24 protein-coding genes are annotated in these 24,105 nt (G+C 69.3%); 22 read left to right on the top strand and 2 right to left on the bottom strand.

The window, feature by feature from the left end:
* The first annotated feature begins 348 nt into the window (after window positions 1-348).
* Window positions 349-930 (top strand): hypothetical protein, encoded by a 582-nt coding sequence (locus ACZ7GZ_RS30970; protein WP_471029192.1) that lies wholly within the window; start codon window positions 349-351, stop codon window positions 928-930.
* A gap of 19 nt (window positions 931-949) precedes the next feature.
* On the opposite strand, the gene ACZ7GZ_RS30965 is transcribed toward ACZ7GZ_RS30970, so the two are convergent.
* A complete protein-coding gene (locus ACZ7GZ_RS30965) occupies window positions 950-1,252 on the bottom strand; it encodes a ferredoxin (protein WP_471029189.1) in 303 nt (100 codons plus the stop codon).
* 517 nt (window positions 1,253-1,769) lie between these two features.
* Between ACZ7GZ_RS30965 and arc the strand changes: the two genes are divergently transcribed.
* The 6 genes from arc (at window position 1,770) to prcA (ending at window position 7,939) form a co-directional block, all read left to right on the top strand.
* Entirely contained in the window at window positions 1,770-3,536 is a 1,767-nt protein-coding gene (gene arc, locus ACZ7GZ_RS30960; RefSeq protein ID WP_471029188.1) for a proteasome ATPase, read from the top strand.
* A 232-nt stretch (window positions 3,537-3,768) separates the two neighbouring features.
* Entirely contained in the window at window positions 3,769-5,280 is a 1,512-nt protein-coding gene (gene dop, locus ACZ7GZ_RS30955) for a depupylase/deamidase Dop (protein WP_471029185.1), read from the top strand.
* Between the two features lie 174 nt (window positions 5,281-5,454).
* Window positions 5,455-5,673 (top strand): ubiquitin-like protein Pup, encoded by a 219-nt coding sequence (locus tag ACZ7GZ_RS30950; protein ID WP_020939002.1) that lies wholly within the window; start codon window positions 5,455-5,457, stop codon window positions 5,671-5,673.
* A gap of 49 nt (window positions 5,674-5,722) precedes the next feature.
* Window positions 5,723-6,328 carry an endonuclease VII domain-containing protein gene (locus ACZ7GZ_RS30945; protein WP_471029183.1) on the top strand — a complete coding sequence of 202 codons (606 nt, stop codon included), beginning with the start codon at window positions 5,723-5,725 and terminating at the stop codon, window positions 6,326-6,328.
* Window positions 6,280-7,125, top strand: coding sequence for a proteasome subunit beta (gene prcB, locus ACZ7GZ_RS30940; protein WP_471029182.1), 846 nt, complete (start codon window positions 6,280-6,282; stop codon window positions 7,123-7,125). The genes ACZ7GZ_RS30945 and prcB overlap by 49 nt, the downstream gene beginning before the upstream one ends.
* Window positions 7,126-7,186: 61 nt before the next feature.
* On the top strand, window positions 7,187-7,939 hold the full coding sequence (prcA, locus tag ACZ7GZ_RS30935; RefSeq protein ID WP_471029181.1) for a proteasome subunit alpha: 753 nt from the start codon (window positions 7,187-7,189) through the stop codon (window positions 7,937-7,939).
* A gap of 81 nt (window positions 7,940-8,020) precedes the next feature.
* Here the strand turns inward: prcA and ACZ7GZ_RS30930 are convergent, their stop codons facing one another.
* On the bottom strand, window positions 8,021-9,037 hold the full coding sequence (locus ACZ7GZ_RS30930) for a LacI family DNA-binding transcriptional regulator (RefSeq protein ID WP_471029180.1): 1,017 nt from the start codon (window positions 9,035-9,037) through the stop codon (window positions 8,021-8,023).
* A gap of 120 nt (window positions 9,038-9,157) precedes the next feature.
* Here ACZ7GZ_RS30930 and ACZ7GZ_RS30925 point away from each other — a divergent pair, with 120 nt between their 5' ends.
* From ACZ7GZ_RS30925 to ACZ7GZ_RS30855, 15 genes are all read left to right on the top strand, one after another.
* The gene (locus ACZ7GZ_RS30925) at window positions 9,158-10,417 is read left to right on the top strand and encodes an MFS transporter (RefSeq protein ID WP_471029177.1); all 1,260 of its coding nucleotides are present in this window, start codon (window positions 9,158-9,160) and stop codon (window positions 10,415-10,417) included.
* Between the two features lie 9 nt (window positions 10,418-10,426).
* Window positions 10,427-11,788: a Pup--protein ligase gene (pafA, locus tag ACZ7GZ_RS30920; protein ID WP_023551939.1), complete on the top strand. Its 1,362-nt coding sequence runs from the start codon at window positions 10,427-10,429 to the stop codon at window positions 11,786-11,788.
* Window positions 11,789-11,929: 141 nt separating this feature from the next.
* Window positions 11,930-12,928, top strand: a complete 999-nt coding sequence (locus ACZ7GZ_RS30915) for an FKBP-type peptidyl-prolyl cis-trans isomerase (protein WP_471029176.1) — start codon at window positions 11,930-11,932, stop codon at window positions 12,926-12,928.
* A gap of 85 nt (window positions 12,929-13,013) precedes the next feature.
* On the top strand, window positions 13,014-13,385 hold the full coding sequence (locus ACZ7GZ_RS30910) for an FKBP-type peptidyl-prolyl cis-trans isomerase (protein ID WP_471029175.1): 372 nt from the start codon (window positions 13,014-13,016) through the stop codon (window positions 13,383-13,385).
* Between the two features lie 168 nt (window positions 13,386-13,553).
* A complete protein-coding gene (locus ACZ7GZ_RS30905; RefSeq protein WP_471029174.1) occupies window positions 13,554-14,507 on the top strand; it encodes a helix-turn-helix transcriptional regulator in 954 nt (317 codons plus the stop codon).
* 14 nt (window positions 14,508-14,521) lie between these two features.
* The gene (locus ACZ7GZ_RS30900) at window positions 14,522-15,511 is read left to right on the top strand and encodes a helix-turn-helix transcriptional regulator (protein ID WP_471029173.1); all 990 of its coding nucleotides are present in this window, start codon (window positions 14,522-14,524) and stop codon (window positions 15,509-15,511) included.
* Window positions 15,512-15,714: 203 nt separating this feature from the next.
* Complete coding sequence (locus ACZ7GZ_RS30895) at window positions 15,715-15,975, top strand: hypothetical protein (protein ID WP_471029196.1); 261 nt, start codon at window positions 15,715-15,717, stop codon at window positions 15,973-15,975.
* A 10-nt stretch (window positions 15,976-15,985) separates the two neighbouring features.
* Entirely contained in the window at window positions 15,986-16,180 is a 195-nt protein-coding gene (locus tag ACZ7GZ_RS30890; RefSeq protein ID WP_471029171.1) for a hypothetical protein, read from the top strand.
* Window positions 16,181-16,415: 235 nt separating this feature from the next.
* Window positions 16,416-16,718, top strand: a complete 303-nt coding sequence (gene tatA, locus ACZ7GZ_RS30885) for a Sec-independent protein translocase subunit TatA (protein ID WP_471029169.1) — start codon at window positions 16,416-16,418, stop codon at window positions 16,716-16,718.
* A gap of 48 nt (window positions 16,719-16,766) precedes the next feature.
* A complete protein-coding gene (gene tatC, locus ACZ7GZ_RS30880) occupies window positions 16,767-17,708 on the top strand; it encodes a twin-arginine translocase subunit TatC (RefSeq protein ID WP_471029167.1) in 942 nt (313 codons plus the stop codon).
* A gap of 99 nt (window positions 17,709-17,807) precedes the next feature.
* Entirely contained in the window at window positions 17,808-20,660 is a 2,853-nt protein-coding gene (locus ACZ7GZ_RS30875; protein ID WP_471029166.1) for a DEAD/DEAH box helicase, read from the top strand.
* A gap of 344 nt (window positions 20,661-21,004) precedes the next feature.
* Window positions 21,005-22,678, top strand: a complete 1,674-nt coding sequence (locus ACZ7GZ_RS30870; RefSeq protein WP_471029164.1) for a sensor histidine kinase — start codon at window positions 21,005-21,007, stop codon at window positions 22,676-22,678.
* The gene (locus ACZ7GZ_RS30865; protein WP_351242683.1) at window positions 22,675-23,079 is read left to right on the top strand and encodes a roadblock/LC7 domain-containing protein; all 405 of its coding nucleotides are present in this window, start codon (window positions 22,675-22,677) and stop codon (window positions 23,077-23,079) included. Before ACZ7GZ_RS30870 ends, ACZ7GZ_RS30865 begins: the two co-directional genes overlap by 4 nt.
* The gene (locus ACZ7GZ_RS30860) at window positions 23,076-23,492 is read left to right on the top strand and encodes a DUF742 domain-containing protein (RefSeq protein WP_471029162.1); all 417 of its coding nucleotides are present in this window, start codon (window positions 23,076-23,078) and stop codon (window positions 23,490-23,492) included. The genes ACZ7GZ_RS30865 and ACZ7GZ_RS30860 overlap by 4 nt, the downstream gene beginning before the upstream one ends.
* The gene (locus ACZ7GZ_RS30855; protein WP_471029161.1) at window positions 23,473-24,093 is read left to right on the top strand and encodes a GTP-binding protein; all 621 of its coding nucleotides are present in this window, start codon (window positions 23,473-23,475) and stop codon (window positions 24,091-24,093) included. Before ACZ7GZ_RS30860 ends, ACZ7GZ_RS30855 begins: the two co-directional genes overlap by 20 nt.
* Window positions 24,094-24,105: the final 12 nt, after the last annotated feature.

The following is a 24,105-nucleotide window of genomic DNA, read 5'->3' as shown; positions in this document are numbered from 1 at the left end:
CCCCCCCCCCCCCCCCCCCCCCCCCCCCCCCCCCCCCCCCCCCCCCCCCCCCCCCCCCCCCCCCCCCCCCCCCCCCCCCCCCCCCCCCCCCCCCAACCCCCCCCCCCCCCCCCCCCCCCCCCCCCCCCCCCCCCCCCCCCCCCCCCCCCCCCCCCCCCCCCCCCCCCCCCCCCCCCCCCCCGCGCGTTGACGCCACACCAGGACACCCCGCCCCCACGGCATCCGCACCTTCCCCACCCGCGAGCTCCCCGCCTGCGCACATCCCCGACCCCGCCGTTCCCCCGCACTGTGACGTGTGGCACCATGCTGGCCACCCCACCGGCACAGCCCTCACAGGAGACACTCCTAGTGCAGCAATCCGCCGTTCCGGAGCTCGCCCACACCCACACCCGGCCCATCCACTGGGTCGCCACCGCCACAGCCGTCGCCGGCGTCGTGGCCCTCTCCTCCGTCGTACAGCCCGGATCGGCCACGGCCGCCCAGTCCGCCAGCGGCACACACACCCGATCCGCCCCCGCCGCCGTCGCACCACCCAGCGCCACGGGCGTGGACTTCCCGCTGCAGTGCGGCCCCGTCAAGGCCGTAGTCGCCAAGAAGGCCACCGGAGACCTCGACGGCGACGGCAAACCGGAAACCGTCGCCGTCGTGCACTGCGACTCCGCGATGGGCACCCCACCCGACGGCGTCTACGTCCTCACCCGCTCCACCGACGACGGCACACCACGCATCGTCGCCACCCTCGTCGACCCCAGGGACCGGCTCACCGTCACCGACTTCTCCGTGCGCACACGGACAGTCGGCGCCACTCTCCTCGGTTACTCCTCCGACGCCGTCCCCAACTGCTGCCCCGACCTGAGGACCCCGGTCAAATGGCACTGGAACGGCAGCGCGTTCGTCCGCTCCACCCCCGCCGACGCCGACAGCGTCTGACGCCGGGCCCGACCCGGACTCACTCCGCGTCGGGCCCGTACACCTCGACCTTGTCCAGAACCCGGCGCACATGGATGCACTCGCCGGGACACTCCCTCGCCGAATCCACCACGTCCACCAGCAGTGGCAGCGGCACCGGCACCGTCGCCCCCGCGGCCTGCAGCAGCTCCTGGTCCGCGCCCTTCACATAGGCCAGCCCGTCGATGTCCAGCTCGAACACCTCAGGGGCGTACTGGGCGCAGATCCCGTCACCGGTACACAGATCCTGATCGATCCAGACCTCCAGCGCCTCCCCGCCCGGGGCCTCCTGCTGCACGGTCACCTCTCCTGCCGTCGATTCGCCGGCGGAACCGGCACCGCACGGGCCAGCCGGGTCCGCACCAGCGGCTGTTGAACACCCCCGACCCTACCTCCGCCCGCATTCCACCCACGCTCCACCGCCACGGGTTTCCCTCACCACCCCCTCGGGTACCAGCGCCCGACCAGAACAACGGCGTCCCCGCCCCGGCACCCGCCAATTCCAGCCGGGCCGACCGTGACACCGCCCGACCAAACCGTCGCTCTGCGTAACGATCGTACGAGCGCCCCGAGTGCTGCCCGCGAACAGGCCCACCAGCCCGACCGGACAACTCCAGCCAGTCCTGAAGGGTTTTGACCACGCAATGCCCGGAACAAGCTGCTTCCTCATCACGTTGAGTGGGTATCCCCTCCGTGCGAGGGAGAGCGCACCGGGTGACCGACGACACACCTTGACAGTCTTGGTGATCTAGGGGTTTCAATCGACACCCACCCAGGTAGGGTCTGGAAGCGTCCAGCTCCCCTTGGAGGAGGTGAGGACCGTGGCAGCCCACGACGACGACATGAACCGCGGCATCCGCCCGGGACGAGGGTCCGACGACCCGGCCGGGCAGATCGCCTACCTTGAGCAGGAGATCGCCGTCCTGCGACGCAAGCTCGCCGACTCTCCGCGACACACGAGGATTCTCGAAGAGCGGATCGTCGAGCTGCAGACCAACCTGGCCGGCGTGTCCGCCCAGAACGAACGGCTGGCCAACACCCTCCGCGAGGCCCGCGACCAGATCGTGGCCCTCAAGGAAGAGGTCGACCGGCTCGCCCAGCCGCCCGCCGGCTTCGGTGTCTTCCTGCAGGCCAACGAGGACGGCACCGCAGACATCTTCACCGGCGGCCGCAAGCTCCGCGTGAACGTCAGCCCGAGCGTCGATCTCGACGATCTCAGGCGCGGCCAGGAAGTCATGCTCAACGAGGCGCTCAACGTGGTCGAGGCCATGGAGTACGAGCGCGTCGGCGACATCGTCACCCTCAAGGAAATCCTCGAGGACGGCGAACGCGCCCTCGTACTGGGCCACACCGACGAGGAACGGGTGGTACGGCTCGCCGAGCCGCTGCTGGACGTCACCATCCGCCCCGGCGACGCCCTCCTGCTCGAACCCCGCTCCGGCTACGTCTACGAGGTCGTCCCCAAGAGCGAGGTCGAAGAACTCGTCCTCGAAGAAGTCCCCGACATCGGCTACGAACAGATCGGCGGCCTCGGCAACCAGATCGAAGCCATCCGCGACGCCGTCGAGCTGCCGTACCTCTACCCCGACCTCTTCAAGGAACACGAGCTGCGCCCGCCCAAGGGCGTCCTGCTCTACGGCCCCCCCGGCTGCGGAAAGACACTCATCGCCAAGGCCGTCGCGAACTCGCTGGCCAAAAAGGTCGCCGAGGTCACCGGCCAGGCCGCCGGCAAGAGCTTCTTCCTCAACATCAAGGGCCCCGAGCTGCTCAACAAGTACGTCGGCGAGACCGAGCGGCAGATCCGCCTCGTCTTCCAGCGAGCCCGTGAGAAGGCCAGCGAGGGTACCCCCGTCATCGTCTTCTTCGACGAGATGGAATCCCTCTTCCGCACCCGCGGCTCCGGCGTCAGCTCCGACGTGGAGAACACCATCGTCCCCCAGCTGCTCGCCGAGATCGACGGCGTGGAAGGCCTGCAGAACGTGGTCGTCATCGGCGCCTCCAACCGCGAGGACATGATCGACCCCGCCATCCTGCGCCCCGGCCGCCTCGACGTGAAGATCAAGATCGAGCGCCCCGACGCCGAAGCCGCCAAGGACATCTTCGGCAAGTACCTCACCGAACGCCTCCCGCTGCACGCCGACGACCTCGGCGAGCACGGCGGCGACAAGACCAGTACCGTCCAGAGCATGATCCAGACGGCGGTCGAGCAGATGTACGCCGAATCCGAGGAAAACCGCTTCCTGGAAGTCACCTACGCCAACGGCGACAAGGAAGTCCTCTACTTCAAGGACTTCAACTCCGGCGCCATGATCGAGAACATCGTCGGACGCGCCAAAAAGATGGCGATCAAGGACTTCCTCGAAAAGACCCAGAAGGGCCTCCGCGTCTCCCACCTCCTCCAGGCCTGCGTGGACGAGTTCAAGGAGAACGAAGACCTTCCCAACACCACCAACCCCGACGACTGGGCCCGCATCTCCGGAAAGAAGGGCGAACGGATCGTCTACATCCGCACCCTCATCACCGGAAAGCAGGGCGCGGACACCGGACGCTCCATCGACACGGTGGCGAACACCGGTCAGTACCTGTAGCAGCAGGGCGGCTGCGGGTGCCCTCACCGGGTACCCGCAGCCGACTGTTTTTCTGGCCACGACCGGAGCAGGCAATGACGCAAATGATCTCCCCACCAGCGCAAAGGCGTTCTAGGCTCGTTCCTACCGCCGAGTCGCGCAGTGCGGGGACGGGCACCGCACACGCACCGGAGCGCCAGCGGTACGTGAGCGGCGCCCAAGACCGAGGGTGCCGCCGGGCAAGGAGGGCCGCATGACCGTACGGCGAGTAATGGGCATCGAGACGGAGTACGGGATCTCCGTCCCCGGCCACCCCAACGCCAATGCCATGCTCACCTCATCCCAGATCGTCAACGCCTACGCGGCGGCGATGCACCGGGCCCGCCGGGCCCGCTGGGACTTCGAGGAGGAAAACCCGCTGCGAGACGCGCGAGGCTTCGACCTCGCCCGGGAGGCCGCCGACGCCAGCCAGCTCACCGACGAGGACATCGGCCTCGCCAACGTCATCCTCACCAACGGCGCACGGCTCTACGTCGACCACGCCCACCCGGAGTACAGCGCCCCGGAGGTCACCAATCCGCGCGACGCCGTCCTGTGGGACAAGGCCGGCGAACGCATCATGGCGGAGGCGGCGGAGCGGGCGGCCCAGCTCCCCGGTGCCCAGCCCATCCACCTCTACAAGAACAACACCGACAACAAGGGCGCCAGCTACGGCACACACGAGAACTACCTGATGAAGCGGGAAACCCCCTTCTCGGACATCGTGCGCCACCTCACCCCCTTCTTCGTCTCCCGCCAGGTCGTCACCGGTGCCGGCCGCGTCGGCATCGGCCAGGACGGCCACGAGCACGGCTTCCAGCTCAGCCAGCGCGCCGACTACTTCGAAGTCGAGGTCGGCCTCGAGACGACCCTGAAGCGCCCCATCATCAACACCCGGGACGAACCGCACGCCGACGCGGAGAAGTACCGCCGCCTCCACGTGATCATCGGCGACGCGAACCTCTCCGAGATCTCGACGTACCTGAAGCTCGGCACCACCGCCCTGGTCCTGTCCATGATCGAGGACGGCTTCATCGCGGTGGACCTGGCCGTGGACCAGCCCGTACGGACCCTGCACCAGGTCTCGCACGACCCGTCACTGAAGCGACTGATCACGCTGCGCAGCGGCCGGACGCTGACTGCCGTCCAGCTCCAGATGGAGTACTACGAGCTGTCACGCAAGTACGTCGAGGAGCGCTACGGCGCCGACGCCGACGAACAGACGAAGGACGTCCTCAGCCGCTGGGAGGACACCCTCACCCGGCTGGAAAACGACCCCATGAGCCTCGCCGGCGAACTCGACTGGGTCGCCAAACGCGAACTCATGGAGGGCTACCGCCGCCGCGACGGCCTCGACTGGGACGCCGCCCGCCTCCACCTCGTCGACCTCCAGTACGCCGACGTGCGCGCCGAGAAGGGCCTCTACAACCGCCTGGCGGCCCGCGGCCGCGTCAAGCGCCTCCTGGACGAGTCCGAGGTCGACAAGGCCCGTACGAAGCCGCCGGAGGACACCCGCGCCTACTTCCGCGGCCGCTGCCTGGAGCAGTACGCCGACGACGTGGCCGCGGCCAGCTGGGACTCGGTCATCTTCGACCTTCCCGGCCGGGACTCGCTGCAACGCGTGCCAACCCTGGAACCGCTACGCGGAACGCGAAATCACGTCAAGGAGCTGCTGGACCGCTGCCGCACGGCGGAAGACCTGGTCAGGGTCCTGTCAGGCGGCTGAGCGGGCCGGCGGGGTACTCGGCCCCGACCCGGGCGGAACAGGGTGGAAATCCCCCCGCCCGGGAATCATCGAGGTGGCCCCCGCACGTTGTGGAAACTGCGGGGCCGATGTCGGACCCGGCTTGTAGGGTCTGATCATCACCGATCGGCAGGCGAACTGAGCGGGGTGAGGGTTATGGCAACCAAGGACACCGGCGGCGGCCAGCAGAAGGCGACGCGGTCCACCGAGGAGGTCGAGGAGCAGGCGCAGGACGCGCAGGCTTCGGAGGACCTCAAGGAGCGGCACGAGAAGCTGAGCGACGACGTGGACTCCGTGCTGGACGAAATCGATGACGTACTCGAGGAGAACGCCGAGGATTTCGTGCGCTCATTCGTGCAGAAAGGCGGGGAGTAGGGGCGAGCTGGTCGCCTGACCTTCGAAATGAAGGGTGCGGGGGATTCGGGTGGTTGAGGAGCCGAACGCGAAGGAATGCAGGAAATGCGGGCGCGACCTGCCTCTTGCGGCCTTCGCGCGGGACGGGAATCGGCGTGATGGCCTCCAGGTGCACTGCCGGGAGTGCGTGGCGAAGTACAGCGCCGCGCACTCCCGGCGTCACCGGGAGGCCATCGGGAAGCCGGTCCGGGAGAAGGTGGATTTTCCGGTCGGACACAAGCTCTGTCGGAGCTGTGGCCAGGTGAAGCCGCACAGCGCATGGCATCGCAACGCGACCGCTTCCGATGGGCTGTCGACGCGATGCAGGGCGTGCCGGGCTGCGCTCGGACGAGAGGACCATCTGAGGCGCAAGTACGGCCTCACCAAAGCCGAACGCGACGAGTTGATCGCCTCCCAAGGGGGCGTCTGCTGTATATGCCTGTCGGCTCCGCCGGCACATGTGGATCACTGCCATGAGACGGGTAGTGTCCGTGGCGTACTGTGCTTCAGCTGCAACGCCGCACTGGGGCAGTTCAAGGATCAGCCCGAGGTCATAAGGCGGGCTGCTGCATACGTGGAAGGAAACGCGTGGAAGCCAACACTCGTAGCACCGGGCGTCTACCAGCTGCCTTCCTGACGCCAGGGTCCTCCTCCTTCATGGACTTCCTCTCCGAGCACCAGCCCGAGCTGCTGCCCGGCAACCGGCAGCTGCCGCCCACCCAGGGGGTGATCGAGGCGCCGCACGGGACGACCATCGTGGCCGTGACCTTCCCGGGGGGCGTGGTGCTCGCCGGTGACCGTCGGGCCACCATGGGCAACATCATCGCCCAGCGGGACATCGAGAAGGTGTTCCCGGCGGACGAGTACTCGGCCGTCGGTATCGCCGGCACCGCCGGTCTCGCCGTGGAGATGGTCAAGCTCTTCCAGCTGGAGCTGGAGCACTTCGAGAAGGTCGAGGGCGCGCAGCTGTCGCTGGAGGGCAAGGCGAACCGGCTGTCGACGATGATCCGGTCGAACCTGGGCATGGCCATGCAGGGCCTGGCGGTCGTGCCGCTCTTCGCCGGGTACGACCTGGACCGCGAGCGGGGGCGGATCTTCTCCTACGACGTCACGGGTGGCCGCAGCGAGGAGCACAACTTCGCGGCGACCGGCTCCGGCTCGATCTTCGCGCGTGGTGCGATGAAGAAGCTGTTCCGTGACGACCTGTCCGAGGAGCAGGCGACCACGCTGGTGGTGCAGGCTCTCTATGACGCGGCTGACGACGACTCGGCGACCGGTGGTCCCGATGTCGCCCGCCGGATCTACCCGATCATCACCGTGATCACCGAGGACGGCTTCCGCCGGCTCACCGAGGACGAGTCGTCCGAGCTGGCCCGCGCGGTGCTCCAGCGCCGCCTGGAGGAGCCCGACGGTCCCAAGGCCGCCCTGCTCTGAGCGCGGGCCCGGTTCTTATCAAGGTGATCCAGTGACCATGACAGAAAGGGACGGATAACCGGTGTCGACGCCGTTCTATGTCTCACCCCAGCAGGCCATGGCCGACCGGGCGGAGTACGCCCGCAAGGGCATCGCCCGTGGCCGCAGTCTGGTGGTCATGCAGTACGCCGACGGCATCGTGTTCGTCGGCGAGAACCCGTCCCGGGCGCTGCACAAGTTCAGCGAGATCTATGACCGGATCGGGTTTGCCGCCGCCGGCAAGTACAACGAGTACGAGAACCTGCGGATCGGTGGTGTGCGTTACGCCGACCTGCGCGGTTACACCTATGACCGTGATGACGTGACCGCCCGTGGTCTCGCCAACGTCTACGCCCAGACACTGGGCACGATCTTCTCCTCGGCGGCCGAGAAGCCGTATGAGGTGGAGCTGGTCGTCGCCGAGGTGGGGGAGACCCCTGAGGGTGACCAGATCTATCGGCTGCCGCACGACGGTTCCATCGTGGACGAGCACGGCTCGGTCGCGGTGGGCGGTAATGCCGAGCAGATCAGCAGCTTCCTGGACCAGCGTCACCGTGACGGGATGAGCCTCGCCGAGGCGCTGAAGCTGGCCGTGCAGGCCTTGTCCCGGGACACCAACGGCAGTGAGCGGGAGATTCCCGCGGAGCGCCTTGAGGTGGCGGTGCTGGACCGTGCGCGTCCGCAGAAGCGGAAGTTCAGGCGGATTGTGGGCCGTCAGCTGTCGCGTCTGCTGGCGGCGGAGGGGGCGGCCACCGAAGCGGAGAGTGCCGAGGAGGACAGCTCCGAGGAGGAGTGACGCCCTTCGCTTGCCTGTCGTGTGTGCCCCGGCCCTTGTCCTGGTCGGGGCACACGGCGTTCCGGCACGGCAGCGGGAGGCCTAGGCAGCGCGTGGCGGGGCCGTGGAGCCGCGGATGACGAGGTGGACCGGGATGTCCCCGCTCTCGGGTTCCCGGCCGTCCAGGACGGCCAGGAGGGCTCGCATGCCGCGTTCTCCGAACAGTTCGGCGTCGAGTCGTACCGTCGTCAGTTCGGGGTCGATGGCGGTGGCGAGGCCGAGGTCGTCGACGCCGGTGACGGAGATGTCGTCGGGGATGCGCAGGCCGAGGCGGCGCAGGGCCTTGTAGGCGCCGGCGGCGAGTTTGTCGTCGTCGCAGACGACGGCGGTGGGCCGGGGTCCGGGTGTGGTGAGTGCGGTCTCGGTGGCGGCGAGGGCTCCCTCGATGGAGATGGGGGCTCGGGCAGTACGTACCTCGGTGCCCGGTACGGCCGCCATGCGTGCCGCCAGCTCACGCGCGCGTACCTCGAAGGTCCAGGAGGGCACGTCGGCGGCGAGGTGGAGGATGCGGCGGTGGCCGAGGCCGAGGAGGTGTTCGGTGACCTGGCGGACGCCGTCGGTGATGTCGAGGTTGACGGTTGCGGCGCCGAGGCTGCCTGTGGGGTCGCTGTCGAGCATGACCAGGGGCAGTTGGTCGCCGCGGATGGCGGTGAGGGCGTCGGCGGCCATGGAGGAGGCGATGACGCCGTCGAGGGCGGCTTGTGAGGAGGCGAAGGGGTCGCGGGCGGGGCCGATGCCTTCGGGGGAGGGGTAGAGGACCACGCCGAAGCCGTTTTCGGCGGCGACTCGCGCCGCGCCGGTGTAGACGCCGGCGAAGAATTCCGTGGTGAGGGCGGGGACGACCAGCAGGACGGTGCGGGTGTGGCCGAGGCGGAGGTTGCGGGCGGCGAGGTTGGGGCGGTAGCCGAGGTCGCGTGCGGCTTCGCGGACGCGTTCGGCGGTGGTTTCGGAGACGCGGCCGCGCCATTTGTCGCCGAGTACGAGGGAGACGGCGGCTTGGGAGACACCGGCCGCCTGGGCGACGTCCCGGCTGGTCGGGCGCGTGCTGGTGCGTGCCACCGTGGGCCTGCCTCTTTCGTCTGGACGTGTGAACAGCGCACATGGTACGTATGGAAGAAGGGGTTATACGTAAAACGTAGGGGCGTCGCGGCGTCCTGTCGAGGCGCTGGAGGGCAGCACATGGCCACGGGATATCTGGAGATACTCCGGGCGAGGCACGCGCTGCGGCTGCTCACCGGCACGCTGGTGGGCCGGCTGCCCAACGCGACGGCGGCGATCGCCCTGGTGCTGTTCGTCCGGGCCGAGGGTGGCACCTACAGCCTGGCCGGTGCCCTCGCTGCGGTCTACGGGGTGGCGAACGCCGTGGGCCAGCCGGTGCTGGGACGGCTGGTCGACCTGCACGGCCAGCCGCGTGTCCAGTTGCCGGCGGCCGTCCTGGCGGCGCTCTCGATGACGCTCTTCGCGTTCTGCGGCACCGATCCGTTGCCGCTCGCCTATGCGGCGGTGGCGGCGGCCGGTCTGTTCACGCCGCCGCTGGAAGGGGGACTGCGGGCCCTGTGGCCGTCGGTGCTGCGCGGGGAGGAGCGGGTGCACACGGCGTACGCCATGGACGCGATCGCGCAGGAGATCATGTTCACGGTCGGGCCGCTGCTGGTGACGCTGTGCGCGTCGCTGTGGGACGAGCGCGCCGCTCTGCTGGTGCTGAATCTCCTGGGGGTGCTGGGTGCGCTGTCGGTGGTGGTTTCGCCGCCTTCGCGCGCGTGGCGGTCGGCTCCGCGCGAGGCGCACTGGCTGGGTGCTCTGCGCTCGCCGGGGCTGCTGGCGCTGCTCGGTGCGTTTCTGTTCGTCGGTATCGCGCTGGGGTCGATCACGGTGGCGTCGGTGTCGTACGCGGACGGTCATGGTGGTGACGCGGTGTACGGCTGGATGATGGCGGGGCTGGGTCTGGGGGCGCTGGCCGGTGGCACGGTGTACGGGGCGCGTCAGTGGACCGGAGTGCCGGAGCGGCGACTGCGGGTGCTGGTGGCGCTTCTGGCGGTGTGTTATCTGCCGTTGACGCTGACGCCGGGTGCGGTGGCGATGGTGCTGCTCACGGTGGTCTCCGGAGTGTTCCTGGCGCCGTGTATCGCCTGTGCGTTCATCATCGTGGACCGGCATGCGCCGAGCGGGACGGTCACCGAGGCTTTCTCGTGGCTTGTGACGACGTTCACGGTGGGTGCTTCGGTGGGGACGGGGGTGGCGGGGCCGGTCGTCCAGGCCGGTGGCACGGTGTGGGGTTTCGCGGTTCCGGGCGCGGCGGGGGCGGTGTCGTTGCTGGTGCTGCTCGCCACGCGGCGGGTCCTCGCAGCTCCCGCGCGGGGCGGGGTCGTTGCGTCTTCATCGGAAACTGATCCAAATCGTGCTGTCGAACCCCGTTTCAGCTCAGGGGATCGGGCGTAATGTTCAGTCATGGACCGCCGCATTTTCGGGCTGGAGAACGAGTACGGCGTCACGTGCACGTTCAGGGGACAGCGGCGTCTGTCTCCTGACGAGGTGGCGCGGTACCTCTTCCGCCGTGTCGTGTCATGGGGCCGCAGCAGTAATGTCTTTCTGCGAAACGGCGCCCGGCTGTATCTCGACGTGGGCTCACATCCGGAATACGCGACACCCGAATGTGACAACGTGATCGAACTGGTCACCCACGACAAGGCCGGCGAGCGCATTCTCGAAGGACTCCTGGTGGACGCGGAGCGACGCCTGCACGAGGAGGGAATCGCGGGCGACGTCTACCTGTTCAAGAACAACACGGACTCGGCGGGCAACTCCTACGGCTGCCACGAGAACTACCTGGTGGCCCGGCACGGGGAGTTCTCGCGGCTCGCGGACATCCTCATTCCGTTCCTGGTGACGCGGCAGCTGCTGTGCGGGGCGGGGAAGGTGCTGCAGACGCCGCGCGGTGCGGTGTACTGCGTCAGCCAGCGTGCGGAGCACATCTGGGAGGGTGTGTCGTCGGCGACGACCCGTTCGAGGCCCATCATCAACACCCGCGACGAGCCGCACGCGGACGCCGAGCGGTATCGCCGGCTGCACGTCATCGTCGGTGACTCGAACATGTCCGAGACGACGATGCTGCTGAAGGTCGGTGCCACCGATCTGGTGCTGCGCATGATCGAGGCGGGCACCGTGATGCGTGACCTGACCCTGGAGAACCCGATCCGGGCGATCCGTGAGGTCAGTCATGACATCACCGGCCGGCGCAAGGTGCGTCTGGCCAGCGGCCGGGAGGCCTCGGCGCTGGAGGTGCAGCGGGAGTACTTCGACAAGGCCGTGGACTTCTGCGACCGCCGCGGCATCCGGACCGGGACGGTCGCGCAGGTGCTGGAGCTGTGGGGCCGCACGCTGGACGCGATCGAGAGCGAGGAACTCGACCGGATCGCCACCGAGATCGACTGGGTGATGAAGTACAAGCTCATCGAGCGGTACCGGGCCAAGCACAACATGACGATGTCGCATCCGCGGGTCGCCCAGATAGACCTCGCCTACCACGACATCCATCGCCGTCGTGGTCTGTACTACCTGCTGGAGAAGAAGGGCCAAGCGGCTCGGGTCTGCAACGACTTGAAGATCTTCGAGGGCAAGTCGGTTCCGCCGCAGACGACTCGTGCGCGGCTGCGCGGTGACTTCATCCGGCGGGCACAGGAACAGCGCAGGGACTTCACGGTCGACTGGGTGCATCTGAAGCTCAACGACCAGGCGCAACGCACCGTGTTGTGCAAGGACCCGTTCCGTTCCGTGGACGACCGGGTGGAGAAGCTGATCGCCGGAATGTAGGGGGAAAGCGGAGGAGCCAAGCGATTCGGGTGCAATACCGGAACGCCACACGGGCGTCGTACGTTTCCCGTACGGCGCCCTTCTCTCGCCGTAGAGTTGCGCGCACGCCATCACAGGATCGACCGATTACGAGGCTCTTCCGTGCGCCGACGCTCTCTCCTTCTCGCTGCTGTACCCGCAGGACTGGTCACTGTTGCCGGTTGCGGTGACGGCAAGTCCGATTCCGGCAAGGCGAGTGCCTCGCCGGAGGTGTCCGCGCCGCCTCCGCCGAAGATCGTGGAGGGGCCGCTGCCGGCGATCACGGCGGGTACGAAGTTCGGCGAGAAGCCGACCGTGGCCAAGGGATCGGGTGAGCCGTCGAAGAACCTGGCGGTGAAGACGGTGATCGCGGGCAGTGGCCGTGCGGTCGCGGAGAACGACTTCGTCCGTGCGCACTACCTGGGACAGATCTGGGACACGGGCAAGGTCTTCGACAACTCCTACGACAAGAACCGTCCGCTGGTACTGCAGCTCGCCCAGGGCCAGGTCATCGACGGCTGGCGGTATGCGCTGGCGGGCAAGAAGGTCGGCAGCCGGGTCGAGATCGCGGTGCCGCCCACCTGGGGTTACGGCAAGTCGGGTGAGCCGCGGGCGGGTATCAAGGGGACGGACACGCTGGTGTTCGTCATCGACCTGATCGATTCCTTCAACGCGAAGAGCTCGGCCAAGGGCAAGCCGGTCGCGCAGACGGACGCCGCGCTGCCCAAGGTGGCCACCAACACGGACGGCCAGGTGCCCAAGGTGACCGTCCCGAAGACGGATCCGCCGAAGAAGCTGGTCTCGACGTACGTCCTGGAGGGAGACGGTCCCGAGCTGAAGGCGGACCAGGCGGTGCTGTGCCAGTTCCAGGGGCTCGTCTGGGACAGTGGCAAAACCTTCCAGCAGACATACGGCTCGGGCCAGCTCGCCCAGTTCGAGCTGGAGCGGCTGCAGCAGGCGGTCAAGGGCCTGGCCCAGGGGCTGACCGGCAAGAAGGTGGGCAGCCGGGTGCTGGTCGTGGTGCCACCGGAGCTGGGTTACGGCAACACTCCGCCGAGCGGTGGTGTCGTCAAGAAGGGCTCGACGCTGGTGTTCACGGTGGACATCCTCGCGGCGGTCTAGTGGGGGGTGTCCGTGGCGGGCGGCCGGGGTGCGGAGATGAAAGACTGTTCGCGTTTCGTGTCGTACACAAGCAGGAGCTTTTGACGTGAGCATCGAGAAGCCCGAGATCGACTTCCCGGGCGGCGAGCCCCCGGCGGACCTCGAGATCAAGGACATCTGGGAGGGCGACGGGCCGGTGGCGCAGGCGGGTCAGACCGTCACCGTCCACTATGTGGGTGTCGCCTTCAGCACGGGTGAGGAGTTCGACGCCAGCTGGAACCGGGGTACCCCGTTCCGCTTCCCGCTGGGCGGGGGTCGTGTCATCAAGGGCTGGGACCTGGGCGTGCAGGGTATGAAGGTCGGCGGCCGCCGTCAGCTGACCATCCCCGCCCACCTCGCCTACGGCAACCAGAGCCCGACCCCGCTGATCAAGCCGGGCGAGACCCTGATCTTCGTGGTGGACCTGCTCGGCGTCTGATGCCGGTCTGAGCCACGCCGGTCCACGCCCGGTCGACCGGCCGGGTGCGACCGGATCCGATCACCTGGGGCCCATGCCTGCTCGGGCATGGGCCCTCGGCTTTGCCACCGCACTGCGGAGCGGTACGGTCATCGCTCGGAAGCACCAGAGGAAAGGCGAAGGGCGTCGATGGCCATTGCCAAGGCCGAGCGGCTGATGAACCTCGCGCTGTGTCTGCTCGGCACCCGTCGGCCGCTCAGCAAGCGCGAGCTGCGCGAGTCCATCGAGGCCTACCTCGAAGCGGGCAGTGACGACTCCTTCAACCGCATGTTCGAGCGGGACAAGGACGACCTGCGCGAGCTGGGCCTGGTCATCGAGACGGTGGAGAACCTGGACGGCGAGGTCGGCTATCTCGCCCGCCGTGACAGCAACCGCCTGCCGCCGATCACCCTGGACGCCGAGGAGGCCGCGGCGCTCGGGCTGGCCGCGAAGGTGTGGCAGCAGGCCCGTCTCGCCGGCGCCGCCAGCGGTGCCCTGCAGAAGCTGCGCGCGGCAGGGCTCCCCGAGGGCGTCGACCCGTACGAGGCGCACGGCGCGCTGGAGCCCCGTATCCTGGTGCACGAGGCCGCCTTCGAGCCGCTGATGCTGGCCTGCCGGGACCGCCGTCCGGTCGTCTTCGACTACCGCAAGGCCTCCGCCGCCCACCCCGAGCCCCGGCATGTGGAGCCATGGGCGCTGGAGTGCTGGCGCGGGCACTGGTACCTGGCCGGTTTCGACCGGGACCGTGGTGCCGAGCGCGTCTTCAGGCTCTCCCGGATCACCGGCCGGGTGCGTGCGCGCGGTACGGGCTTCACCGTGCCCGTGCCCGACGTCGTCACCGTCCGGGAGACCGTCGCGAGCTGGGCGGGTGAGATCGCCGACGGTACGGCCCTGATCCGGCTGCGGTCCGGCGCCGGTTACCCCCTGCGGGCGAAGGCCACCGCGGTCCGGGAACTCGGTGACGGCTGGGACGAGTTGGAGATTCCGTACGGGCACGGCCTGGACGCCTGGCTGGTGGAGTTCGGGCCGGACGTGGTGGTCCTGGAGCCGGCCGAGCTACGCGCGGACGTGGTGGACCGGCTGCGTGCCGTGGCGAAGGGCTGAGGGGGAGCAGGACTGTGGCAGGCAAACCGGTCAGGCCCGTGAACGCCATCGACCAGACCCGGCGGATGCTCTCCCTGGTGACCTATCTGCGGGAGCGTCCCGGCGCCCGGATCGCGGACGTCGCGCGGGCCTTCGGTATCACCGAGGACGAGCTGGTCGCCGATCTCGATCTGCTGCCCATGTGCGGCACCAGCTTCCGCGGTGGCGATCTGCTGGACATCGACACCGACGGCGAGCGCATCTGGTGGCACAATCCGGCCGCGCTCGGCGAGGAGGCCGCCGAGCCGCTGCGGCTCGCCGCCGACGAGGCCACGGCCCTGCTGGTGGCCGCCCGCGCGGTGGCGACCCTGCCGGGCCTGCGCGAGGGCGACCGGCAGGCCCTGCTGCGGGCCACCGCCAAGGTGGAGACCGCCGCCGGTGAGGCCGCCGGCGCGAGCTCCCGGCTGTCGGTGACCTTCGAGTCCGAGGGCGGGGTCTTCGCCGACGTCGACCGGGCGATCTCCGAGCGGCGCCGGCTGTGGATCCGCTACTACTCCCCAGCCCGCGACGAGGTCACCGAGCGGGAGATCGACCCCATCCGCCTGGTCAGCGTCGGCCACACCTATGTGGAGGCCTGGTGCCGCCGCTCCGAGGCCCGGCGCACCTTCCGGCTGGACCGGGTCGCGGAGATCAGGATTCTGGACGAGCCGTCCGCGCCGCCCGAGATCGAGCTGCGGGACCTGTCCGAGGCCCTGGTGCAGCCGGCCGCCGAGGACCCGGAGGTCGTCGTCGAGGTCGGCCCGGGCGGTCGCTGGGTGGCCGAGTACTACCCGCACGACAGCGCCGATGAGCTTCCCGACGGCGGGCTGCGTATCACTCTGCGGACCCCCGATCCGGCCTCCCTGCGCCGACTGGCGCTGCGACTCGGCCGTGACGGCCGGATCGTCTCCCCGCCGGAGCTGGCCGAGAGCGCCCGGAGGGCGGCTGCGGAGGCACTGGCGGCGTACGACACGGCGCCGCGGTGAGGCAGGCCCGACGGGGCGCGGGGCGGTGTCGGCATGCGGCTCCGCCGCGCCGGGGGTCCCCCGGGTACGAGCGAAGGCGAGCACCTGGAGGAGGGACCGGCCACGCCGGCGCCGCGGGAGGGAACGGCGCATCGCTGGCCGGCGAGCGATCAGAAGAAGGAGCGAGGGCTGTGAGCGAGTCTCCGGTGTCCGGTGTGGGTGAGATGACGGTGGCGGCCGCCTTCGCCGGGATGAAGAGAGTGGCCCCGGTGGTGTTCAAGGCGGGCTGCCCGGACTGCCGGGGCCGCTTCGAGCTCGCCGCGAGCGCGCTGCGCCTCGCCATCGGCGCCACCAGCCGGACGACGTTCTACTCCTTCACCTGCCCCGAGTGCGGTGCCGCCGTCCGCAAGCCCGCCGGGGAACGCATCGTCGAGCTGCTCACCGGCGGCGGGGTCCGGACGCTGCGGCTGCACACCACCGTCTAGTCTCGACGTCATGTTCTGGCCGATGTTCGCGGTAACGCTGGGTTTCCTGGGTCTCGCCGTGCTGGGGGTGCTCGCCGTCCGGGTCTTCCTGGAGGCTCGGCGCCTCGGGCAGCAGGTCGCGGACTCCGCGCGCCGTATCAACAGGGCCGCGGAAGACCTGGAGCGGGCGGCCGTCAGTGCGGCCCATGCCGTCGATACGCTGTGATTGCGTTACGTCATGCGCTTTGGGTCACTTCGCCCTGTCACCTTGCCGGTCCGGCCAGGTACGCTGCTGGTCGCGGCCCGGAGAACGAGGCGCGGTCCGCGGAGCGGGAGTACGCACGGGGATTGTCCACCGTTCATCCCAGGGCGTTACGATCGCTGCCAGCACGATGGTCAGACACTTGTCCGACCCGTCGGACAAGCCCCGCCGCCCCGCCTCGGTGAGAAGGTGAAGATTTATGTTCCGCAACGGACTTGAGCCGTGGCACCTGCTGCTCCTCGTTCTGGTGATCCTGCTCGTGTTCGGCTCCAAGAAGCTTCCGGACATGGCGCGTTCCCTCGGCAAGTCCGCGCGCATCCTGAAGAGCGAGGCCAAGGCGATGAAGGACGACGGCAAGCAGACCGCCGGTACGGCCCAGTCCGCCGGTACCGCCCAGTCCGCTGAGGAGCCCGCTCCGGCTCAGCGCACCATCCAGGCCGCCCCCGGCGACGTGACCAGCTCCCGGCCGGTCAACGAGCCGACGGACACGACCCAGCGCTGACGCGAGGGCCGGGGGTATCCGGCCCGCTGCACGAGATGAGGATGTGGGTTGCTCAAGTCTGCCCGCAAGAAGGAGAGGGATCCCGAGGGGCGGATGCCGCTCGCGGATCACTTGCGTGAGCTGCGCAACCGGCTCGCGAAGGGTGTCCTGGCGATCCTGGTCGTCACGATCGTGGCCGCGTTCTTCTACAGGGACATCGTCAACTTCATCACCCAGCCGGTGCTCGACCAGATCGGCTGCCATCAGTCCTTCGGTGATCTGGCCAAGTCCAAGAACGTCCACTGCGCGCACATCACCGTCAGCGGCCTGCTGGCGCCGTTCACCCTGGCCCTGAAGGTCGCCCTGATGGCCGGTGTGGTGCTCGCGTCGCCGGTCTGGCTCTACCAGCTGTGGGCGTTCGTCGCGCCGGGCCTGCACCGTCACGAGAAGAAGTACGCGTACGCCTTCGTCGGTTTCGGTTTCCCGCTCTTCCTGGGCGGCGGCTACCTCGCGTTCCACGTGTTGCCCACCACGGCGCGGGTGATGATCGACCTCACGCCCTCCGGTGCCGAGAACCTGCTGCCGCTGGACGACCTGCTGGACCTGGTCACCCGCATGATCGTCGTCTTCGGCCTCGCCTTCGAGATGCCCCTGCTGCTGGTCATGCTCAACCTCACCGGGGTCCTGTCCGGGCGGCGCATGCTGGGCTGGTGGCGTGGCATGGTCGTCGGCATCACCGCCTTCTCCGCCGTGGCCACGCCCAGCCCCGACCCGATGACGATGCTGGCGCTGGCGGCGCCGATCTGGGGGCTCTACTTCATCGCCGTGGCCATCGCGCTGCTCAACGACCGGCGCCGGGCCCGCCGCGAGGCCGAGGGCCCCGGGGACGACGAGGCGTCCGAGCTGGACCTCACGCCCGAGGAGATCGGCGGCGTGGAGTCAGTGACCGCGAGCGCCGCTCCCGAGCTGCCCGGCCCGGACCGGGTCAACGGCTACGACGACGTGACCTGAGCCCGGCCCCGCACCGAGCCGCGCCCGATGCCCCCGCCCCGCAGGCGGGGGCATCGCTCTGTGCCGGTCCGTCCTGGTCGATGAGCCCACTTCCGGATAATGATCGTCCTGTTGTCAGTGGCGCCCGGTACGCTCGAAAGCACGATGACAGAGGACCTCTCACCGGCCGAGCGGTACGCGGCAGCCCGCAGGCGGGCAGCCGAGCAGGCCACCGCGCTCGCGTCCTTCCGCGAGATGTACGACTTCGGCCTCGACCCCTTCCAGATCGAGGCCTGCCAGGCACTCGACGCGGGCAAGGGTGTACTGGTGGCCGCCCCCACCGGCTCGGGCAAGACGATCGTGGGCGAGTTCGCCGTCCACCTCGCCCTCGAACAGGGCAGGAAGTGCTTCTACACGACACCCATCAAGGCGCTGTCGAACCAGAAGTACGCCGACCTGTGCCGTCGCTACGGCACGGACAAGGTCGGCCTTCTCACCGGCGACAACAGCGTGAACTCCGAGGCCCCGGTGGTCGTGATGACCACCGAGGTCCTGCGGAACATGCTCTATGCCGGCTCCCGGACCCTCCTCGGCCTCGGCTACGTCGTCATGGACGAGGTGCACTACCTCTCCGACCGCTTCCGCGGCGCCGTCTGGGAAGAGGTGATCATCCACCTGCCCGAGTCGGTGACCCTGGTGTCGCTGTCGGCGACCGTCTCCAACGCCGAGGAGTTCGGTGACTGGCTGGACACCGTCCGTGGCGACACCGAGGTGATCGTCTCCGAGCACCGGCCCGTGCCGCTGTTCCAGCACGTGCTCGCCGGGCGCAGGATGTACGACCTCTTCGAGGAGGGCGAGGGCCACAAGAAGGCCGTCAACCCCGACCTCGTCCGCCTGGCTCGCATGGAGGCGACGAGGCCGTCGTACCAGGACCGGCGGCGCGGCCGTGCGATGCGCGAGGCCGACCGGGAGCGGGAGCGCAGACAGCGCTCGCGGGTGTGGACGCCGGGCCGCCCCGAGGTCATCGAGCGGCTGGACGCCGAGGGTCTGCTTCCGGCCATCACCTTCATCTTCAGCCGCGCCGCCTGCGAGGCCGCCGTCCAGCAGTGCCTGTACGCGGGCCTGAGGCTCAACGACGAGGAGGCGCGGGAGCAGGTCCGCGCCCTGGTCGAGGAGCGCACGTCCCACATCGAGTCGGAGGACCTGCACGTCCTCGGCTACTACGAATGGCTGGAGGGCCTGGAGCGGGGTATCGCCGCCCATCACGCGGGCATGCTGCCGACCTTCAAGGAGGTCGTCGAGGAGCTGTTCGTCCGGGGCCTGGTCAAGGCGGTGTTCGCGACCGAGACCCTCGCCCTCGGCATCAACATGCCCGCCCGTTCGGTGGTGCTGGAGAAGCTCGTCAAGTGGAACGGCGAGCAGCACGCCGACATCACGCCGGGCGAGTACACCCAGCTGACGGGCCGTGCGGGCCGCCGGGGCATCGACATCGAGGGGCACGCGGTCGTGCTGTGGCAGCGCGGCATGAGCCCCGAGCACCTCGCCGGTCTCGCGGGCACGCGCACGTACCCGCTGCGCTCCAGCTTCAGGCCGTCGTACAACATGGCGGTCAATCTGGTCGAGCAGTTCGGCCGGCACCGCAGCCGCGAGCTGCTGGAAACCTCCTTCGCGCAGTTCCAGGCCGACAAGTCGGTCGTCGGGATCTCCCGCCAGGTGCAGCGCAACGAGGAGGGCCTGGCCGGCTACAAGGCCTCCATGACCTGCCACCTCGGCGACTTCGAGGAGTACGCGCGGCTGCGCCGCGAGCTGAAGGACCGGGAGACCGAGCTGGCCCGGCAGGGCGCCAACCAGCGGCGCGCCGAGGCCGCCAGCGCGCTCGAGCGCCTCAAGCCGGGCGACGTCATCCACGTCCCCACGGGCAAGTACGCCGGTCTGGCCCTGGTGCTGGACCCCGGTCTGCCCGCCGGCCGCTCCAACGGCCACCGCGGCTTCGACCACGACGACGGCCCGCGCCCGCTGGTGCTGACCGCCGAGCGGCAGGTCAAGCGGCTGGCCTCGATGGACTTCCCGGTGCCGGTCGAGCCGCTGGACCGGATGCGGATCCCGAAGTCCTTCAACCCGCGCTCGCCGCAGTCCCGCCGGGACCTGGCCTCCGCGCTGCGCACCAAGGCCGGGCACATCCCGTCGGAGCGGGCCCGCAAGAAGCGCTCGCAGGCCGCCGACGACCGCGAGATCGCCCGGCTGCGGACCGCGATCCGCGCCCATCCGTGCCATGGCTGCAACGACCGTGAGGACCATGCCCGGTGGGCCGAGCGCTACCACCGGCTGCTGCGCGACACCTCGCAGCTGGAGCGCCGTATCGAGGGCCGCACGAACACCATCGCGCGGACCTTCGACCGGATCGTGGCCCTGCTGACCGAGCTGGACTATCTGCGCGGCAACGAGGTCACCGAGCACGGCAAGCGGCTCGCCCGGCTGTACGGCGAACTCGACCTGCTGGCCAGTGAGTGCCTGCGCGAGGGCGTCTGGGAAGGGCTCAGCCCGGCGGAACTGGCCGCCTGTGTCTCGGCGTTGGTGTACGAGGCGCGGGTCGGCGACGACGCGATGGCGCCCAAGCTGCCCTCGGGCAAGGCGAAGGCGGCGCTCGGCGAGATGGTGCGGATCTGGGGCCGGCTGGACGCTCTGGAGGAGGATTTCCGGATCAGCCAGACCGAGGGCGTCGGGCAGCGGGAGCCGGATCTCGGCTTCGCCTGGGCCGCGTACATGTGGGCCTCGGGCAAGGGGCTCGACGAGGTGCTGCGCGAGGCGGAGATGCCTGCGGGGGACTTCGTGCGCTGGTGCAAGCAGGTGATCGACGTGCTGGGGCAGATTTCGGCGGCGGCCGTCTCCGAGGGGTCGACCGTGGCCAAGGCCGCGCGCAAGGCTGTTGATCAGCTGCTGCGCGGTGTGGTCGCCTACTCGTCGGTGGGGTGATCGGTCGCCCCGCGGGCGCGGGGTGCTGCGAAGGGGCTGCTTTCTGCGGCCCCTTCACTCATTACGGGGGGTTACTTTCGTACACCCATACGCCGTTACCGAACGCGTTCGAATGATAGCCCAGCGTGTAAATATTCCGAGCGTACTCCTGCCGACAGGGCGATTTCAGGTGCTTGCCGAATATGACACGGCGATGATCCGGTCGGACTAAGCTCGCCCGCGGCGCACCGAGTTGAGGCAATTCGTGCGCTTGTTCCCAATCGTGCGACAGATCCCCACAGTTCCATGAACCTTCCCCCCGAAAGCTCTCCCGACACCCAGCCGATCCGTCTCAGAAGGCATCCATGGTGAGTGTTCAGAAGCCTCCCGGCGGCCGCGAACGGCCCTATGCCCGCGTGCTGTTGCCCCCGGCCATAGTGATGGCCGCAGCGACCGGAGCCGCCGTCGCCCTGGCGCCGGCGTCGGCCCGCATCGCCGTCGGCGCGCTCGGGGCGCTGGCCCTGCTGCTGGTCCTCGCCACGGGTGCGGAGGCCGCCCGCCGCGGCCGCAGGCTCCGCGAGCAACAGGCCGAGTACGCCCGTCACACCGCGTATCTGGAGCACCGGCTCGCCGCCCACGACCAGCTGATCGCGCGCTTCGCCGGCGACGTCATCCCCTACGGCCTGCAGCGGCTGCGCGCCGGAGAACCGCTGCGGGACGTGCTGGTCAACGCCTACGACGTCGACCCCGAACTGCGCGGCCTGCCCGAGATGTACCGCGAGATGTTCCGCGTCGCGCTGCGCGGCGCCGACCACGAGATCTCGATGCGCGACGCCACCGAGCGCTCCTACGTGAGCATCGCCCGCCGTGTCCAGGCCATCGTCCACCAGCAGTCCAACGAACTGCGGGAGATGGAGGAGGACCACGGCCGCAACCCCGAGGTCTTCGACGACCTGCTGCGCATCGACCACGGCACCTCGCTGATCGGCCGCCTCGCCGACACCATCGCCGTCCTCGGCGGCGGCCGCCCCGGCCGCCAGTGGCCCCTGCCCGTCTCCCTCTACAGCACCCTGCGCGGCGCCATGTCGCGCATCCTGGAGTACCGCCGCATCCAGCTGAACTCCATCGTCAACATCAACATCAAGGGAACCGCCGTCGAGCCGGTCATCCACGCGGCCGCCGAACTCCTCGACAACGCCACCCGCTACTCGCCGCCCTCGACGAAGGTGCACGTCAACGCCACCGAGGTGCAGGCCGGCATCGCCATCGAGATCGAGGACGCGGGCGTCAGTCTCAGCGAGGAGTCCCGGGCCCGCATCGAGCAGATGATCGAGGACGCCAAGAACGGCGACGACGCCCACAACCTCGGCGAGAACCCGCGCCTCGGCCTCGCCGTCGTCGGCCGCCTCTGCAAGTTCTTCGACATGGAGGTCTCGCTGCGCGCCTCCGCCTACGGCGGCGTCCGTGCGATCCTCATCGTGCCGCGCGTCATGACCACCACCGAGCCCGGAGTCGGGGCCGCCCACGGCATCGGCGCCACCGGCGCCCCGGTGCCCGCGCTCGGAGCCGTCGAGGGCCCCAAGCGCCCCCCGAAGAGGCGTCGTCCCACCAGCCCCAAGATCCCCGCCGGGATCACCATGGAGGACGACGTACCCGAGGTCACGGAGTGGACGGCGGGCGGACTGCCGCAGCGCCGCAGCCGGATGAAGACCCCGCTGAGCCAGCGCTTCGCCGAGAAGGCGGAGGTCGAGCGGGCCGAGCGCGAGGGCAGGCACACCGTCTGGTCGCAGCCCAGGTCCGAACCGAAGCCCGAGCCCGAGATGGACGCCGAGCGCAAGAAGCTCATGGAGCGGCCGCTCGGCCAGGGGATCGAGGACTTCTGGAACGGCCTGCGCAAGGGCATGCCCGAGGGCGCCACCGGGCCCGAACTGACCGACTTCACGAGGCACCCGGAAAAGTACGTGCACCTGCTCAACGACTATGCGGACGAGCCCGTCGAGGGCACCACCGAGGCTGACGACGAGGGGGACCTCAAGTGATCCAGCAGCGAGGCAACATCGACTGGATGCTCAAGCAGCTCAACGACGGCGTTCCGGGCATCGAAATGATCGTGGTCCTCTCCGCGGACGGACTGCGCATCGCCCGTTACGGCGGCGATCCCGACGCCGCCGACCGGGTGGCCGCCGCCTGCGCGGGCGTGCAGAGCCTGGCCGGTGCCATCATCAAGGAGCTCCCCGGCGCCGGCGACATGCAGGTCGTCGTCTTCGAGATCGACGGCGGCTACTTCTACCTCATGAACGCCGGCGACAACGCCTATCTCGCCGTGCTCGCCGACGTGACCTGCGAGCCGGGCCGGATGAGCGGCATGATGCGCGACCTCGTCGTACGGATCGGCGCCCATCTCACCAGTCCGCCCCGGCGGAACGGGCAGACCGTATGACTCCTCCACGACGCAAACGGCGCGAGCCGAAGCCTCCGCCGCCCCCGCCGCCTCCCGCGCCGAAACCGGACGACGCGGAAGCCGAGCCCAAGAACCCCGAACGGCTGTACACCGTCGCGGGATCCGAGGACGGCGCACGCGCCGAACTCGACCTCGTGACCCTGATCGTGGCGCGCGAGGCCCCCCAGCCGGCCGCCTCACCGGAGCAGGCCGCGGTCCTGCGGCTCTGCGCCAACCCCCTGTCCGTGGCCGAGCTGTCGGCCTACCTGAACCTGCCGTTCAGCGCGATGACCGTCCTGATCACCGAGCTGATCACGGCCGAACTGGTGCAGGTACGCGCCCCGATCGTCCGTCAGGTCGTACCCGACCGTTCACTCCTCGAAGCGGTGATGCATGGACTTCAAAGGCTCTGACACCATCCCCGGACCGCGCACCGAGGATCATCTGCCGCACACGGCCCAGGCCGCGGTGAAGATCGTGATCGTGGGCGGCTTCGGTGTCGGCAAGACCACCATGGTCGGCTCCGTCAGCGACATCAGACCGCTGACCACCGAGGAGACCATGACCCAGGCCGGTATCGGCGTGGACGACAACTACGGGTCCGAATCCAAGACCGCCACCACCGTGGCGATGGACTTCGGCCGCATCAGCATCACCGACAAGCTGGTGCTCTACCTCTTCGGCACCCCCGGCCAGGAGCGCTTCTGGTTCCTGTGGAACGGTCTGTTCGAAGGCGCGCTCGGCGCGGTCGTCCTCGTCGACACCCGGCGTCTGGAGGTCAGCTTCGACGTCATGGGCCGGCTGGAGGAACGCGGCGTGCCCTTCGTCGTCGCCATCAACTCCTTCCCCGACGCGCCCCGTTACCCGATCGAGGAACTGCGCACCGCGCTCGACCTGACCCCGGATATCCCGATCGTCGAGTGCGACGTACGCCGCCGGTCCTCCAGCAAGGACGTCCTGCTGACCCTGACGCGCTTCCTGCACTCGATCGCCCTGACCGGCGCCCTCACCTGACTCGCAGCCGAC

It is taken from the genome of Streptomyces sp. NPDC037288, from assembly GCF_055603265.1.
This window is presented reverse-complemented; position numbering and strand designations above follow the sequence as displayed.